11 protein-coding genes are annotated in these 18873 nt (G+C 68.0%); 2 read left to right on the top strand and 9 right to left on the bottom strand.

What is annotated here, in order from left to right; all coding sequences use genetic code 11:
- Window positions 1–10 precede the first annotated feature (10 nt).
- The 5 genes from AVL59_RS04145 to rpsL all read right to left on the bottom strand — a co-directional run bounded on the left by AVL59_RS04145 (window position 11) and on the right by rpsL (window position 4935).
- The gene (locus tag AVL59_RS04145; protein WP_067299841.1) at window positions 11–352 is read right to left on the bottom strand and encodes a hypothetical protein; all 342 of its coding nucleotides are present in this window, start codon (window positions 350–352) and stop codon (window positions 11–13) included.
- A gap of 222 nt (window positions 353–574) precedes the next feature.
- Entirely contained in the window at window positions 575–1768 is a 1194-nt protein-coding gene (gene tuf / locus AVL59_RS04140) for an elongation factor Tu (RefSeq protein ID WP_067299840.1), read from the bottom strand.
- A 156-nt stretch (window positions 1769–1924) separates the two neighbouring features.
- On the bottom strand, window positions 1925–4051 hold the full coding sequence (fusA, locus tag AVL59_RS04135) for an elongation factor G (RefSeq protein ID WP_067299839.1): 2127 nt from the start codon (window positions 4049–4051) through the stop codon (window positions 1925–1927).
- Window positions 4052–4090: 39 nt separating this feature from the next.
- Window positions 4091–4561, bottom strand: coding sequence for a 30S ribosomal protein S7 (rpsG, locus tag AVL59_RS04130; protein WP_003992340.1), 471 nt, complete (start codon window positions 4559–4561; stop codon window positions 4091–4093).
- 2 nt (window positions 4562–4563) lie between these two features.
- Complete coding sequence (rpsL, locus tag AVL59_RS04125; RefSeq protein ID WP_003948652.1) at window positions 4564–4935, bottom strand: 30S ribosomal protein S12; 372 nt, start codon at window positions 4933–4935, stop codon at window positions 4564–4566.
- A 302-nt stretch (window positions 4936–5237) separates the two neighbouring features.
- Between rpsL and AVL59_RS04120 the strand changes: the two genes are divergently transcribed.
- Entirely contained in the window at window positions 5238–6452 is a 1215-nt protein-coding gene (locus AVL59_RS04120; RefSeq protein WP_067299838.1) for an FHA domain-containing protein, read from the top strand.
- Entirely contained in the window at window positions 6449–7726 is a 1278-nt protein-coding gene (locus tag AVL59_RS04115; RefSeq protein ID WP_067299837.1) for a serine/threonine-protein kinase, read from the top strand. The genes AVL59_RS04120 and AVL59_RS04115 overlap by 4 nt, the downstream gene beginning before the upstream one ends.
- A 13-nt stretch (window positions 7727–7739) precedes the next feature.
- On the opposite strand, the gene AVL59_RS04110 is transcribed toward AVL59_RS04115, so the two are convergent.
- From AVL59_RS04110 to rpoB, 4 genes are all read right to left on the bottom strand, one after another.
- Window positions 7740–10589 carry a serine/threonine-protein kinase gene (locus AVL59_RS04110; protein ID WP_067299836.1) on the bottom strand — a complete coding sequence of 950 codons (2850 nt, stop codon included), beginning with the start codon at window positions 10587–10589 and terminating at the stop codon, window positions 7740–7742.
- The gene (locus AVL59_RS47425; protein ID WP_159399861.1) at window positions 10589–11008 is read right to left on the bottom strand and encodes an FHA domain-containing protein; all 420 of its coding nucleotides are present in this window, start codon (window positions 11006–11008) and stop codon (window positions 10589–10591) included. Before AVL59_RS47425 ends, AVL59_RS04110 begins: the two co-directional genes overlap by 1 nt.
- Window positions 11009–11191: 183 nt before the next feature.
- Window positions 11192–15091: a DNA-directed RNA polymerase subunit beta' gene (locus AVL59_RS04100; RefSeq protein WP_067299834.1), complete on the bottom strand. Its 3900-nt coding sequence runs from the start codon at window positions 15089–15091 to the stop codon at window positions 11192–11194.
- Between the two features lie 97 nt (window positions 15092–15188).
- Complete coding sequence (rpoB, locus tag AVL59_RS04095; RefSeq protein ID WP_067299833.1) at window positions 15189–18677, bottom strand: DNA-directed RNA polymerase subunit beta; 3489 nt, start codon at window positions 18675–18677, stop codon at window positions 15189–15191.
- Window positions 18678–18873 lie beyond the last annotated feature (196 nt).

The following is an 18873-nucleotide window of genomic DNA, read 5'->3' as shown; positions in this document are numbered from 1 at the left end:
GGCGCGCCCGTCAGTACCGGTCCAGCGCCGACGGCTGCCGCAGCCGCGACCCGACGGCCAGGTCCGTGCCCGTCAGCACCGTGTTCGCGCCGCGCAGCGAATCCTTCTCCGCGCCCAGCCGGTCCATCAGGTTCTTCACCTGGTCACCCCAGGTCTCGTGGGCCTTCCGCAGCGCCGCCGAGGTCTGCCAGCCGTCCCCGTCCCGCGCGCCGAACGCCTTCACCGCGGCCCCTGTCTCGTCGTCCGCCCACGCCCCGGCCCTGCGGGTGTGCGGTTCGATGTGGTCTCCCACGGCCTTCGCCGCCGCCCGCTTCTGTGCGGGCGAGGACACCAAGTCCGTCTGGCCGCCCACCGCTCACCCCTCGTCGTACCGTCGGATCCACCGTCGAATACTTCAACCGGTTCATTCCGATCTTCGTCACGGTGTGTTTCGCGGCCGTCGCGTTGACGTCTTCCGGGGCGCGTCGTCACCGGGCAACGGGCACCGACAACGCGAAAGGGCCCGTACGACCGAAGTCGTACGGGCCCTTCCGACAGCTACCAGGTCGAAGACCCGGTCCGGATCAGCTCAAGATCACTTGTTGATCTTGGTGACCTGGCCGGCGCCCACGGTCCGGCCACCCTCACGGATGGCGAACTTCAGGCCCTCTTCCATGGCGACGGGCTGGATGAGCTCCACCTTCATCTCGGTGTTGTCACCCGGCATGACCATCTCGGTGCCCTCGGGGAGGGTCACGACGCCGGTCACGTCCGTCGTACGGAAGTAGAACTGCGGACGGTAGTTGTTGAAGAACGGCGTGTGGCGGCCACCCTCGTCCTTGGAGAGGATGTAGGCCTGCGCCTCGAACTCGGTGTGCGGGGTGACCGAGCCCGGCTTGATGATGACCTGGCCGCGCTCGACGTCCTCGCGCTTGATGCCACGGAGGAGCAGACCGACGTTCTCACCGGCCTGGCCCTCGTCGAGCAGCTTGCGGAACATCTCGATGCCGGTGACCGTGGTGGTGGTCTTCTCGGTCTTGATGCCGATGATGTCGACGGTCTCGTTGACCTTGAGGACACCACGCTCGATACGACCGGTGACGACGGTGCCACGACCGGTGATCGTGAAGACGTCCTCGATCGGCATCAGGAACGGCTTGTCGACGTCACGCTCGGGCTCCGGGATGGACTCGTCGACGGCCTTCATCAGCTCGAGGACGGTCTTGGTCCACTCGGGGTCGCCCTCGAGCGCCTTCAGCGCGGAGACCTTGACGACCGGCAGGTCGTCGCCCGGGAACTCGTACTCGGAGAGCAGCTCACGGACCTCGAGCTCGACGAGCTCCAGGATCTCCTCGTCGTCCACCATGTCGGCCTTGTTCAGGGCGACGACGATGTACGGAACGCCGACCTGGCGGGCCAGGAGCACGTGCTCCTTGGTCTGCGGCATCGGACCGTCGGTGGCGGCGACCACGAGGATGGCGCCGTCCATCTGCGCGGCACCGGTGATCATGTTCTTGATGTAGTCCGCGTGACCCGGGCAGTCGACGTGGGCGTAGTGACGCGCCTCGGTCTGGTACTCGACGTGCGCGATGGAGATGGTGATACCGCGCTGACGCTCCTCGGGCGCCTTGTCGATGTTGTCGAACGCGGTCGCCTCGTTCAGGTCCGGGTACGCGTCGTGCAGCACCTTGGTAATGGCGGCCGTGAGGGTCGTCTTACCGTGGTCGATGTGACCGATGGTGCCGATGTTGACGTGCGGCTTAGTCCGCTCGAACTTCGCCTTCGCCACTGGGGTCCTCCTGTGGAGTGGTTCTGTACGCCTTGGTTCATCGGCGCCAGGTGATCTTTGCTGTTAAGTCCCGGAACCCGGGGCAAACATCCGTGTTTGCGGCTGTTTGCCCCGCGAGGCTCCGGAGTCAAGCCTAAGGCGTGGGAACGCGGTGCGTTACTCGCCCTTGGCCTTCGCGATGATCTCCTCGGCGACGTTCCGCGGAACCTCGGCGTAGGAGTCGAACTGCATGGAGTAGCTCGCACGGCCGGACGTCTTGCTGCGCAGGTCGCCGACGTAACCGAACATCTCCGAGAGGGGCACGAGGCCCTTCACGACGCGGGCACCGGCCCGCTCCTCCATGGCCTGGATCTGGCCACGGCGGGAGTTGATGTCGCCGATGACCTCACCCATGTAGTCCTCGGGCGTGGTGACCTCGACGGCCATCATCGGCTCGAGCAGCACGGGGCTGGCCTTGCGCGCGGCCTCCTTGAAGGCCTGCGAACCGGCGATCTTGAAGGCGAGCTCGGAGGAGTCGACCTCGTGGTAGCCACCGTCGATGAGGATGACGCGCACGCCGGTCATCTCGTAGCCCGCGAGGATGCCGAACTGCATGGCCTCCTGCGCACCGGCGTCCACCGAAGGGATGTACTCCTTCGGGATACGGCCACCGGTCACCTTGTTCACGAACTCGTACGAGGCGTCGCCGCCCTCGATGGGCTCGATCGCGATCTGCACCTTGGCGAACTGACCGGTACCACCGGTCTGCTTCTTGTGGGTGTAGTCCACGCGCTCGACGGCCTTGCGGATCGTCTCGCGGTAGGCGACCTGCGGCTTGCCGACGTTGGCCTCGACCTTGAACTCACGGCGCATACGGTCGACCAGCACCTCGAGGTGCAGCTCGCCCATGCCACCGATGATGGTCTGGCCGGTCTCCTCGTCCGAGTGGACCTGGAAGGACGGGTCCTCCTCGGCCAGGCGCTGGATCGCGACGCCCAGCTTCTCCTGGTCGCCCTTCGACTTGGGCTCGATGGCGACCTGGATGACCGGCGCCGGGAAGTCCATGGACTCCAGGATCACCGGCTGCTTGTCGTCGCACAGCGTCTCACCGGTCGTGGTCTGCTTCAGACCCATGACGGCGATGATGTCGCCGGCGCCCACCGAGTCGATCTCCTCACGCTTGTTCGCGTGCATGCGGTAGATCTTGCCGATGCGCTCCTTCTTGCCCTTGACGGAGTTCAGCACCGAGGTGCCGGACTCCAGGCGGCCCGAGTAGACCCGGACGAAGGTGAGCTTGCCGAGGTGCGGGTCGCTCATGATCTTGAACGCCAGCGCGGACAGCGGCTCCTCGTCGGACGGCTTGCGCTTGACGACCGTCTCCGGGTCCTTGACGTCGTGGCCCTCGATGGCCTCGACGTCCAGGGGGGAGGGGAGGTAGCGCACGACCGCGTCGAGCAGGGGCTGGACGCCCTTGTTCTTGAAGGCGGTACCGCAGAACACCGGGGTGACCGTGGTGTCCTTCGACTTGCCGGACGCGATGGTGATACGACGGATCGCGGCGTACAGCTGCTCCACGGAAGGCTCGGTGCCCTCCAGGTACAGCTCCATGATCTCTTCGTCGTTCTCGGCCACGGCCTCGAGCAGCTTGCCGCGGTACTCCTCGGCAGCCTCGGTGTGCGTGTCCGGGATGTCGACGACGTCGTACATCTCGCCCTTGGTGGCCTCGGCGGACCAGACCAGGGCCTTCATCGTCACCAGGTCGACGACGCCCTTGAAGTCGGCCTCGGCACCGATCGGCAGCTGCATCACGATCGGCTGAGCGCCCAGGCGGTCAGAGATCATGTCGACGCAGCGGTGGAACTCGGCGCCGGTCCGGTCGAGCTTGTTGACGAAGCAGATACGCGGAACGCCGTAGCGGTCCGCCTGACGCCACACCGTCTCGGACTGAGGCTCAACACCGGCGACGCCGTCGAACACCGTCACGGCACCGTCGAGGACGCGCAGGGAGCGCTCCACCTCGACGGTGAAGTCGACGTGGCCCGGGGTGTCGATGATGTTGATGGTGTGGTCGACGTCTTCCAGCGGCCAGTGGCAGGTGGTGGCAGCAGAGGTGATCGTGATGCCACGCTCCTGCTCCTGCTCCATCCAGTCCATGGTGGCAGCGCCGTCGTGGACCTCACCGATCTTGTAAGACACACCGGTGTAGAACAGGATCCGCTCGGTGGTGGTCGTCTTGCCCGCGTCGATGTGGGCCATGATCCCGATGTTGCGGACCTTGGCCAGGTCAAGTGAAGTGGTAGCCATAAGGCTTCAGTCTTCTCTCGGTCTCGATGTGGGTAGCGACTACCAGCGGTAGTGCGCGAAGGCCTTGTTGGACTCGGCCATCTTGTGCGTGTCCTCGCGCTTCTTGACGGCCGCACCGAGGCCGTTCGAAGCGTCGAGAAGCTCGTTGAGCAGACGCTCGGTCATGGTCTTCTCGCGACGGGCGCGCGAGTAACCGACCAGCCAGCGCAGCGCGAGCGTGTTGGCGCGACCGGGCTTGACCTCGATCGGAACCTGGTACGTCGCACCACCGACACGGCGGGACTTGACCTCGAGGGTCGGCTTGATGTTCTCCAGCGCGCGCTTCAGCGTGATGATCGGGTCGTTGCCCGTCTTCTCACGCAGACCCTCCATGGCGCCGTAGACGATGCGCTCGGCGGTGGAGCGCTTGCCGTTCAGCAGCACCTTGTTGATGAGCGACGTGACCAGAGGAGAACCGTAGACCGGGTCGATGATGACCGGGCGCTTCGGGGCGGGGCCCTTACGAGGCATTCTTACTTCTCCTTCTTGGCGCCGTAGCGGGAACGGGCCTGCTTGCGGTTCTTGACACCCTGGGTGTCGAGGGAGCCACGGATGATCTTGTAGCGAACACCCGGCAGGTCCTTCACACGGCCGCCGCGCACGAGCACGATGGAGTGCTCCTGCAGGTTGTGTCCCTCACCCGGAATGTAAGCGGTGACCTCGATCCCGCTGGTCAGACGCACACGCGCGACCTTACGCAGGGCCGAGTTCGGCTTCTTCGGGGTGGTCGTGAACACACGCGTGCAGACGCCACGACGCTGAGGCGAACCCTCGAGTGCGGGCGTCTTGTTCTTCTCGACCTTGTCCTGCCGGCCCTTACGGACCAGCTGCTGGATCGTAGGCACTACTTCTCCGGTTTCTGTGTGCCGATAGGTACAGCTAACCTGGAACTTCGCCGACCCACGCGGTCGGGTGTGTCGAATCCGGCGGACCCTTGCCGCTAGGCGAAAAGGGCGCAGATTACGGTGGCCGGTGATAGCTCGCGATGCGGTGTGAAGGCACGCACCAGAGCCAGGGCACACCCCAGGCACAAGGTCTGAGCGTACCTACCGCGTCGAGCTGGGTCAAAACATAGGGGGCCACCCCCGCATACACCGGTTCTGCACAACGGGCCCGGCGCGACCGGCTCCCCCGATAGCCTCCGGCCATGCGCACCCACCCGAGGCTGACCTCGGACGCCTCCCTGGCGGATTTCGTCGTCGATGTCGCCAATGTCGTACGGGAGCGGACGCTCGGCGGCGACCGGGGCGCGGACCTCGGCCGGTTCCTCGCGCTGCTCGACGGGCTCGTCGCGTTCACCGGGGACGCGACGACACAGGTGTACGCGGTCTGCGACCGCTCACTGCTCAGCGACGGGCGGCTGACCCGGGAGGAGCGGCAGACCCTCGCCGAGTGGCACCGGGCGGGGCTGCTGTCCGTGTGGGACGTCGCCGACCACCGGATCATCGAGGCCGCCGAGGCCACGAGGGCTCAGGTCGTCACCTACGACGGCTTCGTCGACTTCCACCGGCGCCACCCGTGGCTGTACGGCAACCGCGACCGCTTCGTGGAGCCGTACCCGGGCCCCGGCGGGGCCGTCTCGGTCCGTCGCCGGATCATGCCGGAACCGGACGACTGGCAGATGTCCCGCAAGGAGGAGGAGAGCGCCCTGCTGGCGGCCGGGATGTACGACCGCCGCGACGGCACCGGTCCCCGGACGGCGCTGCTGCTGCGCAGGTGGCGCTGCCCGGAGCCGGACTGCGCCGCGTTCGGGCCGGCGGCACGCGGCGCGCTGCCCCGACGGCAGGGCCGGACGGGGCGGGTGGTGTGCCCCGAGCACCTCCGCGAGCTGACCGACCTCGGGCCCCGGCCGCGCCAGATGCAGCTGAAGGTCCGGGTGGACGGCACGGTACGGCACCGGTTCCTGCTCACCGAGGGGCAGGACCTGGTGGTCGGGCGTCATCCCCGCGCGGAACCCGGCGAGCGCCTGGCACCGTGGCTGCCGGAGCGGTCGCCGTCCCTCGAGTGGATCAGCCGGGACCACGTGCTGCTGCGAATCTCCGGGGGGAACCTCCTGGTCAGCGATGTCAGCTCCAACGGCACCTGGTTACGGCTGCCCGACGGGCAGACCCATCGGGTGCCGCCCGGCGCCTTCCGGAGCGTCGGCCGCCGGCACGTGGTGCTGCTGCACGACACGGTGCAGCTGGAGGTCAGCGGAAAGTCGTTCCTCTACGAGGAGCGGGCCGAAGGCGAGCCGCCGCCCCGGCCGCGGCCGGAGACCGAGGGCGAGTCGCAGCAGCCGACCATGCTGGCGCCGTCTGGGCCCCGGCCCGCCGGGAGCCGCGGGAAGCGGCCCGGACGCGGCGGGAGGCGGAGGCGATGAGACCCGGAACCCTGCTGCTCGGCCGGTACGAGGTGGAGCGGGAACTCGGGCACGGCGGGCAGGGGACGGTCTATCGGGCACGGGACACCCGACTGGGGAAACGCCGGCTCGTCGCCGTCAAGGTCCTGCGCACGGACTGCGGTGATGCGACCACATACCGCTGGATGATGGCCCGGCGGTTCGACCGCGAGGTGGAGATCCTCGCCGATCTCCACCACAACCACATCGTGACGGTGCACGACCGGGGTGAACACGACGGGACGCCGCTGCTGGTCATGGAATACGTGCCCGGGTCGTCCCTGGCCGAGCGCATGACCGCCCCGGTGCGGCCCACGGTGGCGGAGGTCGCGGCCTGGGGCGCGCAGACGGCGACCGGATTGCTCGCGGCGCACCGGGCCGGGGTCTCGCACCGGGACATCAAGCCGTCCAACCTGCTGATCAGCAGCGCGGGCCTGGTCAAGATCTGTGACTTCGGCCTGGTCACGCGGCCGAGCCCGGGCGCCACCCCGCTCACCGTGGAGGGTGCGGGCGTGCTGGGCTCCCCCGGTTACCTGTCCCCCGAGCAGGCGGCCTGTCGACCCGGGGACCATCGCTCCGACGTCTTCTCCCTGGGGGTGACGTTGTACGCGCTCCTCGCGGGCGGGTCTCCGTTCGCCGCCGAGGACGCCGCGCGGGCTCGGATGCGGGTGCTCGACGAGACCCCGCCGCCCGTGTCGTACTGGCGGCCGGACGCCCCGGCCCCGCTCTGCGATCTGCTGAGCGACATGATGACGCGGGAGCCGGCGGACCGCCCGCACCTGCCGGACGTGCTCGCCACGCTGGAGGGGCTCGGCCGGAGCCCGGTCGGTGGCCCGGTCCGCGGTCCGGTGCGGGAGCCGGTACGTCAGCCGGGCGCATCGGCACCGGCCGACGGCGTCGACGAACGGGACGTACCGACAGGAGTGCCCGGCCCCCGGTACGACGGCCTCACCGAGAAGTACTGGCCGCGCCTGGAGGAGGCGGAGGAGCTGCTCGTGCGCGGCTGTTGCGAACAGGCCGACGAGGCGTTCCGCGACATCGCGCTCGACATCACCGCCGAAGGGGGACGGGCGCAGGAGCACGCGGCGTTCTTCGCCGCCCTGTACGGGCGCGTCCGCACGCTGGAGCGGCGAGGACGACGGATCCAGGCGGCCCGGCGGCTGGTGCGGCTCCGGCAGCGGGTGGGGCCCGCCCTGGGCGAGGGGCATCCCCTCGCCCACGCGGTGGCGGGACACCGGGATCCCCAGGCGCCCTGACCGGTGACCGATATCACAGGCCGCGGCTGCTCAACCAGGCCCTGATGCGCTCGGTCAGCTTGGAACCGGAGGCCGTCTGCGCCTGCTGTACGACGTTGTTCTGGGGCTTCTTCTGCGCGTTCCCGGCGGTCTGCGCCTTCTTGGCCGGTGTCTTCTTCGCCTTCTGCTGCGGGCTCCCGGCGGGCTGTGCCTTCTTCGCCTTCGCCTGCGGAGGCTTCGGCTGGGACGGCTTCGGCTGAGTGGGCTTCGGCTGAGTGGCGTTCTTCGCCGTCTTCGTGGTCTTGGCAGCCTGGGCCGTCTTGCTGGTCTGCGCCGTCTTGGCCGCCTTTGCTGTCTTGGCCGCCTGCGCTTTCTTGGCCTTCTTGGCCGCGTTGGCCGCCGTGGCCTCGGCGATGGCGTGCTGTCGCGCCAGCGGGAGCAGGGCCGCTTCCACGGCCGCGCCCTGCCGGGAGCCGTGTCCGCCCAGCTCTACCAGGACCGGCTCGAACCAGGCACTCTGCGGTCCCTGCTTCGCGACCGCCGTCTCGGCCGCCTCGATCAGCCTCTTCCGGGCGAGGTCCGAGCCCAGACCGAGCAGCAACCCGGCCGCCAGTATCCGGTCGATGCGTTCGGCCGGGGCCACCCCATGACGTCCCAGACTGCGCCAGACCGTCCGCTGGAACTCCACCAGCCTCTTCCCCGCGGGCCCCAGCTCGGCGAGGGCCGAGAAGCCGCCCAGGGCGTCCAGGGCATGGGGCGCGGCCAGCGTCCGCACGAAGGTGTGGGCACTGGTCCCGGGCGGCTTGCCCAGGACGGTCACGCACGCGTCGACGACTCGCTGCATGGTGATGTCGCGGCCGCCGTAGGGGGCGGCCCCGCCCGGTTGGAGCCAGCGCAGCAGATACAGCAGCTTCACATCCGTACTCGCTCCGCCGGCGAGCCGTTGCTGGAGAAGCGTGTCGAGCGAGTCGACACGGCCCGTCGGGGTCTCCTTCAGGGTGCGCAGCCATGCCGCCAGCTCGCCCGCGCGGGGAGCACCGGACGCCTCGAGGAAGACGCTCATCGCCTCCGCCTTGTGCGTCCGCAGCGCCTGCGCCAGTGCTGCGCCCTTGCGGTGCTGGCCGTGGAAGTCGAGGACCGACGAGGAGGCGGGCTGGGCCTGCGCCTTCGGCTGTGCTTTGGGTGGTGCTTTGGGCTGCTGCTCCTCCGGCTGCGCCTTCGGTTGTGTGTTCGACTTGGGTTTGGTGGCTGCTGCCTTCTTCGCCTTCTGCTTCGCCACGACACTCTCGTGGGCGGCCGTCAGCGCGGCGGGCCCACAGACGGCCCGTACGACCATGCCCATCGGGGTGCCGCTCCCACCGAACCTCTGGACCAGGGCGTCGTACCAGTCCACCACGGTCCCGGCGGGAGCGGACTGTGCATGTGCCCGCCGCCACAGCGCGCCCTCGGCCCCGGGGTAGGGCAGCAGGGCCAGCAGCATGAGCGCGTCCACGACCGGCCGCGCGGGTTCGAGCAGACGCTGGACGTGCGGGCCCTGGTCGGCGACGGCCCGCTCCCATTCGGCCAGGCCGGACCGCCACGCGCGGTGGACCTTTTTGAGCCCCTCGAACCCGGGACAGTGCCCCCAGTGCGCCAGCAGATCGCCGCTCCTGATGACGGCCATCGCCCGGCGATCGGAGGGGGTGGCCACGGCTTCACCGGCCAGGACACAGAGCCTGACCAGAGTGGCCGGCCGGAGCGGTCCGGCGTCCAGGACGGGCGGGCTCATCGGGTCGAGCCAGTACAACAGGTGGTTGAGCCGCACGATCGGCTCCTGGCTGCCCGAGATGATGTGCGGGGGCAGTTTCTTCCCGTTCTTCCCGGCCCAGGTGCCGAGCGCGCGCAACTGGGCGTCGTGGTCGGCGCCGGCACCGGGCGGTCCGAAGAAGATCTCGGCCGCGCGTTTGGGCCGCTTGGTCAGCGCGGCGGCCAGTCCCTGTGCGGACCGGTAGTACTCGCCGTCGTACTCGAAACCCTTGGCCTCGGGCTGCTCGGCCGGACCGGCCTTCGGCTGCTGCGGGCCCGCCGCGGGCTTCACGGGAACGGGGTCGCGGACCGTGACCGGCAGGGTCGTACCGGCCGCCCCGACGACCGGCACGTCCTCCCCGTGCAGCCAGGCCAGGGCCTCACCGCTGCCCCAGCGGCGCTCGGGATCGGCAACCAGCAGTCCCGTGCACAGCGTTCGCCATCGGGGTGGCAGCTTGTCGAGGTGGGTGACCTCTCCCTTGCGCACCAGCGCCTCGATCTGCGCGGAGCTGCGGCCCGCGAAGAGGACGGCCCCGGTGGCCAGCTCGTAGACGATGGTTCCCAGCGACCACCAGTCCCAGGCCGGCGTGATGAGCTGGTCGTACGCCTCGGGCGGCGCGTATCCGACGGTGCAGGCGACGCGGGTCTGCTGGCGCGGTGCCCGGCTGATGCCGAAGTCGGCGATCTTCACGGCCCTTACGGCGCGGTCGTAGAGGATGTTGGACGGCTTGAGGTCGCGGTGCACGATGTCGGCGATGTGCAACTGGTTGATGCCGCCGATGAGTTCGCACACCACCGCGAGCAGTTCGCCCTGCGGCATCGGGCCCTGCCCGTGGAGGCTGTGGCCCGGGAAGTACGGCATGACCTCGTAGTCGCGCCCGTCCTCCAGATGCCCGGTGTGCTCGATCTGCATCAGGGCGCGGTGGGTGAGCAGTCGGAGGCGGTTCCAGACCCGTTGGTCGGCCGCGCCCTCCTGGTGGTAGATCTTCAGCGCCCATTCCCGGCCCGACCGGTCCCGGGCCCGGTAGACGACCGCTTCCCCACCGCTGCCGATCTGCTCCAGGACGTCATAGGACGAGAGAGGTTCAGGTAACCGCATCAGCGATCACCGTCCAGGACGACCCGCGCCTCGACGTCCTTCGCCAGCCGCAGCCGGGCCCCCGGGCGGAACGTGGTCCTGGCATGGGGAGTGAGGCGGCGGTCGTCGAGGAACGTGCCGTTGGTGGAGTCCTCGTCCCGGATCCAGGCGGTGCCGTCCTCGTCCACCCCGACGGTGGCATGGGTGCGGGAGAGGTTCCGGTGCGCATTGAGGACCATCGAGGAACCTTCGTCGCGACGCCCCAGCAGCACCCGGCCGCCGACCGGTACCCGCACCACTCCCGCCCCGAACTCCAGCCGCAGACCGCGCACGTGCTGCTCTCGAACCGTCGGTGTCCCCGCCTGCCCGTGCACCGGGCCCGCGGTCAGCGACAGCGGTGTCAGACATGAGCGGCACACCAGCTGCCGCGGCCGCTCCACCTCGGTCCCGCAGCCGCGGCACCGCCCGCACGCCCCCATAGGCCTACCCGCCCCCCGAACCACACGGAACCGCTCCATCGTAGCGATCCGACCCCCGGCACGGCCCTCGCTTCACACACATGGGAACGCCGAAGGGCGGCCACCCCTCAACGGAGTGACCGCCCTTCAACTCAAGCTGCTCGCTTACTGGTTGTACGGACCGTAGTCGTAGTCCTCCAGCGGAACGGCCTGGCCGGAGCCGGTGCCGAACGGCGAGTAGTCGATGTCGTCGTAGCCGACGGCCGAGTACATCGCGGCCTTGGCCTCCTCGGTCGGCTCGACCCGGATGTTGCGGTAGCGGGACAGACCCGTACCGGCCGGGATGAGCTTACCGATGATGACGTTCTCCTTGAGGCCGATGAGGCTGTCGGACTTGGCGTTGATCGCCGCGTCCGTCAGGACTCGGGTCGTCTCCTGGAAGGAGGCGGCCGACAGCCAGGACTCCGTCGCCAGCGAGGCCTTGGTGATACCCATCAGCTGCGGACGACCGGAGGCCGGGTGACCGCCCTCGGTGACCACACGACGGTTCTCGGTCTCGAACTTCGAGCGCTCGACCAGCTCGCCGGGCAGCAGCTCGGCGTCGCCGGACTCGATGATCGTCACGCGGCGGAGCATCTGCCGGATGATGATCTCGATGTGCTTGTCGTGGATCGACACACCCTGCGAGTTGTAGACCTTCTGGACCTCGCCGACCAGGTGGACCTGGACGGCACGCTGACCCAGAATGCGCAGCACGTCGTGCGGGTTGGTGGCACCCACGGTGAGCTGCTGGCCCACCTCGACGTGGTCGCCCTCGCGGACCAGGACCTTGGCACGCTTCGAGATCGGGAACGCCGTCTCGTCGCTGCCGTCGTCCGGGGTGACGACGATCTTCTTGGTCTTCTCGGTCTCCTCGATCCGGATGCGGCCGGAGGCCTCGGAGATCGGGGCGACACCCTTCGGGGTACGGGCCTCGAAGAGCTCGACGACACGGGGCAGACCCTGGGTGATGTCGTCACCGGCCACACCACCGGTGTGGAAGGTACGCATCGTCAGCTGGGTACCGGGCTCACCGATGGACTGGGCGGCGATGATGCCGACCGCCTCACCGATGTCGACCAGCTTGCCGGTGGCGAGCGAACGGCCGTAGCACATCGCGCAGGTACCGACGGCGGACTCGCAGGTCAGGACCGAGCGGGTCTTGACCTCCGCGACGCCACGGCCGACGAGCTCCTCGATGAGGACGTCGCCCAGGTCGGTGCCGGCCGGGGCCAGCACCTGGCCGTCGACCACGATGTCCTCGGCGAGGCAGCGCGCGTACACGGACGTCTCGACGTTGTCCGTCTTGCGCAGCGTGCCGTCCGCGGCGCGGTCCGCGATGAGGAGCTTGAGACCGCGCTCGGTGCCGCAGTCCTCCTCGCGGATGATGACGTCCTGCGAGACGTCCACCAGACGACGGGTCAGGTAACCCGAGTCGGCGGTACGCAGGGCGGTGTCCGCCAGACCCTTACGGGCACCGTGCGTGGAGATGAAGTACTCCAGCACGGACAGACCCTCACGGAACGAGGCCTTGATCGGACGCGGGATGGTCTCGTTCTTCGCGTTCGACACCAGACCACGCATACCGGCGATCTGCCGCATCTGCATCATGTTTCCTCGGGCACCCGAGTCAACCATCATGAAGATGGGGTTCGTCTTGGGGAAGTTCTCGTTCATCGCCTCGGCGACCTCGTTGGTCGCCTTGGTCCAGATCGCGATGAGCTCCTGAGTGCGCTCTTCCTTGGTGATCAGACCGCGCTCGTACTGCTTCTGGACCTTCTCGTCCTGCGCCTCGTAGCCGCGGACGATCTCCTTCTTCGCCTCGGGAACGACGACGTCGGAGATGGCCACGGTGACACCGGAACGGGTCGCCCAGTAGAAGCCGGCCGCCTTCAGGTTGTCGAGCGTCGCCGCCACGATGACCTTGGGGTAGCGCTCGGCGAGGTCGTTGACGATCTCGGAGAGCTGCTTCTTGCCCACCGAGTAGTCGACGAACGGGTAGTCCTCGGGCAGCAGCTCGTTGAAGAGCGCACGGCCCAGGGTCGTCCGCAGGCGGAAGGTGTCACCCTGCTGCCACTCGGGCTCGCCCTCCTCGCGCGCCGGCGGGGTCCAGCCGCGCGGCGGGATGGTGCCCACCGGGAAGCGGATGTCCACGGGCGACTGCAGCGCGAGCTCGCCGGCGTCGAACGCCATGATCGCCTCGGCCGTGGAGCCGAAGGACCGGCCCTCGCCCTTGGTGTCACGCAGCTCGCCGTCGGTGGTGAGGAAGAACAGACCGAGGACCATGTCCTGGGTCGGCATCGTCACCGGACGGCCGTCGGCCGGCTTGAGGATGTTGTTCGAGGACAGCATCAGGATGCGGGCCTCGGCCTGCGCCTCCGCGGACAGCGGCAGGTGCACGGCCATCTGGTCACCGTCGAAGTCCGCGTTGAACGCGGTGCAGACGAGCGGGTGGATCTGGATGGCCTTGCCCTCGACCAGCTGCGGCTCGAAGGCCTGGATGCCGAGGCGGTGCAGGGTGGGAGCACGGTTCAGCAGAACGGGGTGCTCGGCGATGACCTCTTCGAGGACGTCGTACACGACCGTGCGGCCGCGTTCCACCATGCGCTTGGCGCTCTTGATGTTCTGCGCGTGGTTCAGGTCGACCAGGCGCTTCATCACGAACGGCTTGAAGAGCTCCAGCGCCATCGCCTTCGGCAGACCGCACTGGTGCAGCTTCAGCTGCGGACCGACGACGATCACGGAACGCGCGGAGTAGTCCACACGCTTACCGAGCAGGTTCTGACGGAATCGACCCTGCTTACCCTTCAGCATGTCGCTGAGGGACTTCAGCGGGCGGTTGCCGGGGCCCGTCACCGGGCGGCCGCGACGACCGTTGTCGAAGAGGGCGTCAACAGCCTCCTGAAGCATGCGCTTCTCGTTGTTGACGATGATCTCCGGGGCACCGAGGTCCAGGAGCCTCTTCAGACGGTTGTTGCGGTTGATCACACGGCGGTACAGGTCGTTCAGGTCGGAGGTCGCGAAGCGGCCACCGTCCAGCTGCACCATCGGACGCAGGTCCGGCGGGATGACCGGGACGCAGTCCAGGACCATGCCCTTGGGGCTGTTGGAGGTCTGCAGGAACGCGGAGACGACCTTCAGCCGCTTCAGGGCGCGGGTCTTCTTCTGGCCCTTGCCGGTGCGGATGATCTCGCGAAGCCTCTCGGCCTCCTCCTCCAGGTCGAAGGACTCCAGGCGCTTCTGCAGCGCCGCGGCACCCATCGAACCGTCGAAGTACGTGCCGAAGCGGTCCCGCAGCTCGCGGTAGAGCAGCTCGTCGCCCTCCAGGTCCTGGACCTTGAGGTTCTTGAACCGGTTCCACACCTCGTCGAGGCGGTCGATCTCGCGCTGCGCACGGTCGCGCAGCTGCTTCATCTCGCGCTCGGCACCCTCGCGCACCTTGCGGCGCACGTCGGCCTTGGCACCCTCGGCCTCCAGCTCGGCCAGGTCGGCCTCGAGCTTCTTGGCGCGGCCTTCCAGGTCGGCGTCGCGACGGTTCTCGATCTGCTGGCGCTCGACCGAGACGTGCGCCTCCAGGGAGGGCAGGTCGCGGGTACGGCGCTCCTCGTCGACGTACGTGATCATGTACGCCGCGAAGTAGATGACCTTCTCGAGGTCCTTGGGCGCCAGGTCCAGCAGGTAGCCGAGGCGCGAGGGAACACCCTTGAAGTACCAGATGTGCGTGACGGGCGCGGCCAGCTCGATGTGGCCCATCCGCTCACGGCGCACCTTGGCGCGGGTGACCTCGACGCCACAGCGCTCGCAGATGATGCCCTTGAAGCGGACGCGCTTGTACTTGCCGCAGTAGCACTCCCAGTCCCGGGTCGGACCGAAGATCTTCTCGCAGAAGAGTCCGTCCTTTTCGGGCTTCAGGGTGCGGTAGTTGATCGTCTCGGGCTTCTTGACCTCGCCGTGGCTCCACTGGCGAATGTCGTCAGCGGTGGCCAGGCCGATCCGGAGCTCGTCGAAGAAGTTGACGTCGAGCACTATGCGTCAATCCCTCTCAGGGTCGTAAGTCTGTGGTCTGAAACGGGGGCCTGGGGGTCGGCGGGGCCCTGTGGGTGAGGGCCCCGCCGGACTCCCGTCAGACCTCTTCGACGCTGCTCGGCTCGCGCCGGGACAGGTCGATGCCGAGCTCCTCCGCAGCGCGGAAGACGTCCTCGTCGGTGTCACGCATCTCGATGGACATACCGTCGCTGGACAGCACCTCCACGTTCAGGCAGAGCGACTGCATCTCCTTGATGAGCACCTTGAAGGACTCGGGGATGCCGGGCTCGGGGATGTTCTCGCCCTTGACGATGGCCTCGTAGACCTTCACGCGGCCGGTGACGTCGTCGGACTTGATGGTCAGCAGCTCCTGGAGGGCGTACGCGGCGCCGTAGGCCTCGAGGGCCCACACCTCCATCTCACCGAAGCGCTGGCCACCGAACTGCGCCTTACCACCCAGCGGCTGCTGGGTGATCATCGAGTACGGGCCGGTCGAGCGGGCGTGCAGCTTGTCGTCGACCAGGTGGTGCAGCTTCAGGATGTACATGTAGCCGACCGAGATCGGGTCCGGGAACGGCTCACCGCTACGGCCGTCGAACAGCCGCGCCTTGCCGGACGGGAGCACCATGCGCTCGCCGTCGCGGTTCGGGATGGTGTGCTGCAGCAGACCCGCCAGCTCGTCCTCGCGGGCACCGTCGAAGACCGGGGTCGCGACGTTGGTGCGCGGGGCGACCTGGTCGGCGCCGATGGCCTGCAGGCGCTGGGCCCACTCGTCCGCGAGGCCGGAGACGTCCCAGCCGCGGCTGGCGAGCCAGCCGAGGTGGATCTCCAGGACCTGTCCCGGGTTCATTCGGGACGGCACACCCAGCGGGTTGAGGATGATGTCGACCGGAGTTCCGTCCTCGAGGAACGGCATGTCCTCGATGGGCAGGATCTTCGAGATGACACCCTTGTTGCCGTGACGGCCGGCGAGCTTGTCACCGTCGGTGATCTTGCGCTTCTGCGCGACGTAGACGCGGACCAGCTGGTTCACGCCCGGCGGCAGCTCGTCGCCCTCCTCGCGGTCGAAGACGCGCACGCCGATGACCTTGCCGGTCTCACCGTGCGGCACCTTCAGCGAGGTGTCACGGACCTCACGGGCCTTCTCGCCGAAGATCGCGCGCAGCAGGCGCTCCTCGGGGGTCAGCTCGGTCTCACCCTTCGGGGTCACCTTGCCGACGAGGATGTCGCCGGCGATGACCTCGGCACCGATACGGATGATGCCGCGCTCGTCGAGGTCGGCGAGGACCTCCTCGGAGACGTTCGGGATGTCCCGGGTGATCTCCTCGGGGCCGAGCTTGGTGTCACGGGCGTCGACCTCGTGCTCCTCGATGTGGATCGAGGAGAGGACGTCGTCCTGCACGAGGCGCTGCGACAGGATGATCGCGTCCTCGTAGTTGTGACCCTCCCACGGCATGAACGCCACGAGCAGGTTCTTGCCGAGGGCCATCTCACCGTTCTCGGTGGCCGGGCCGTCGGCGAGGACCTGGCCCTCGATGATCCGGTCGCCCTCGTTGACGACGACCTTCTGGTTGACCGAGGTGCCCTGGTTGGACCGGGCGAACTTGTGCAGGCGGTAAGTGATGTACGTGCCGTCGTCGTTGGCGGTGGTGATGTAGTCCGCGGAGACCTCCTGGACCACACCGGCCTTCTCGGCCTTGACCACGTCGCCGGCGTCGACCGCGGAGCGGTACTCCATGCCGGTGCCGACGAGCGGCGCCTCGGACTTAATCAGCGGCACGGCCTGACGCATCATGTTCGCGCCCATGAGGGCACGGTTGGCGTCGTCGTGCTCGAGGAAGGGGATCATGGCGGTCGCGACCGACACCATCTGGCGCGGCGAGACGTCCATGTAGTCCACGTCCTCGGGGGCGACGTAGTCGACCTCGCCGCCACGGCGGCGGACCAGGACGCGGGCCTCGGCGAACCGCATCTCGTCGTTCAGCGGCGCGTTGGCCTGCGCGATGACGAAGCGGTCCTCTTCGTCGGCGGTCAGGTAGTCCACCTCGTCGGTGACCACACCGTGCTCGTCGACCTTGCGGTACGGGGTCTCCACGAAACCGAACGCGTTGACCCGGCCGTAGGAGGCGAGCGAGCCGATCAGACCGATGTTCGGGCCTTCCGGCGTCTCGATCGGGCACATACGGCCGTAGTGCGACGGGTGCACGTCACGGACCTCGAAGCCGGCCCGCTCACGGGAGAGACCACCCGGGCCGAGCGCCGACAGACGGCGCTTGTGGGTGAGACCCGACAGCGGGTTGTTCTGGTCCATGAACTGGGACAGCTGGCTGGTGCCGAAGAACTCCTTGATGGAGGCGACGACCGGCCGGATGTTGATCAGGGTCTGCGGCGTGATCGCCTCGACGTCCTGGGTGGTCATGCGCTCGCGCACGACACGCTCCATACGGGCGAGACCCGTACGGACCTGGTTCTGGATCAGCTCGCCGACGCTGCGCAGACGACGGTTGCCGAAGTGGTCGATGTCGTCCGTCTCGACGACGATCGTGTCACCGCTGTCACCGGTGGTCTCGGTCTCGCCGGCGTGCAGCTGCACCAGGTACTTGATCGTCGAGATGATGTCCTCGACGGTCAGGATGCCCGCGTCGAGCGGAGCGTCCGCACCCAGCTTCTTGTTGACCTTGTAACGGCCGACCTTGGCGAGGTCGTAGCGCTTCGGGTTGAAGTACAGGTTCTCGAGCAGTGTCTGCGCGGCCTCGCGCGTGGGGGGCTCGCCCGGACGCAGCTTGCGGTAGATGTCGAGCAGCGCGTCGTCCTGGCCCTGGGTGTGGTCCTTCTCCAGGGTGGCGCGCATCGACTCGTAGTCGCCGAACTCCTCGAGGATCTGCTCGGTCGTCCAGCCGAGCGCCTTGAGCAGCACGGTGACCGACTGCTTGCGCTTGCGGTCGATACGGACACCGACCATGTCGCGCTTGTCGATCTCCATCTCCAGCCAGGCACCCCGGGACGGGATGATCTTGGCGGAGAAGATGTCCTTGTCGGACGTCTTGTCGATGCTGGAGTCGAAGTAGACACCGGGGGAACGGACCAGCTGAGACACCACGACACGCTCGGTGCCGTTGATGACGAAGGTGCCCTTGTTCGTCATGAGCGGGAAGTCGCCCATGAAGACGGTCTGGGACTTGATCTCGCCGGTCTCGTTGTTGGTGAACTCGGCGGTGACGAAGAGCGGGGCGGCGTACGTGAAGTCGCGCTCCTTGCACTCGTCGATGGAGTTCTTCGGCGGCTCGAAGCGGTGGTCCCGGAACGTCAGGGACATCGACCCGGAGAAGTCCTCGATCGGGGAGATCTCCTCGAAGATCTCCTCCAGACCGGACTTGGTGGGGACGTCCTGACCGTTCTCAAGAGCCTCCTCGACCCGACTCTGCCAGGCGGTGTTGCCGAGCAGCCAGTCGAAGCTCTCGGTCTGCAGCGCGAGCAGGTTCGGAACCTCGAGAGGCTCCTTGATCTTTGCAAAGGAGATGCGCAGCGGGGCGGTGCTGGCGCCGTTGTTCGTATTCGCGGTCGAGGCGTTGCGCGAGGCGGCCAAGAGGGGGTCCTTCCGAGGGCTCGGACTCACTACGCGCGTACCGGCCCCTCTCCCGCACACAGAGACGGAAACCCCAGGTCAAGGGTGCTTCGGTCATCGGTGCTCGAGTGAGGGCAGACCCCTGGTGACGGGCAGGGGACAGCTAACAGGCAGCGCAAAGGGTCAGTGTAGCCACTTGGCACACTGATGTCCAGTG

The organism is Streptomyces griseochromogenes (assembly GCF_001542625.1).
In the GTDB taxonomy this organism is placed as follows: Bacteria; Actinomycetota; Actinomycetes; order Streptomycetales; family Streptomycetaceae; genus Streptomyces; species Streptomyces griseochromogenes.
Note: the sequence above shows the minus strand (reverse complement) of the source record. Positions and strands in the feature narration are given on the sequence as shown.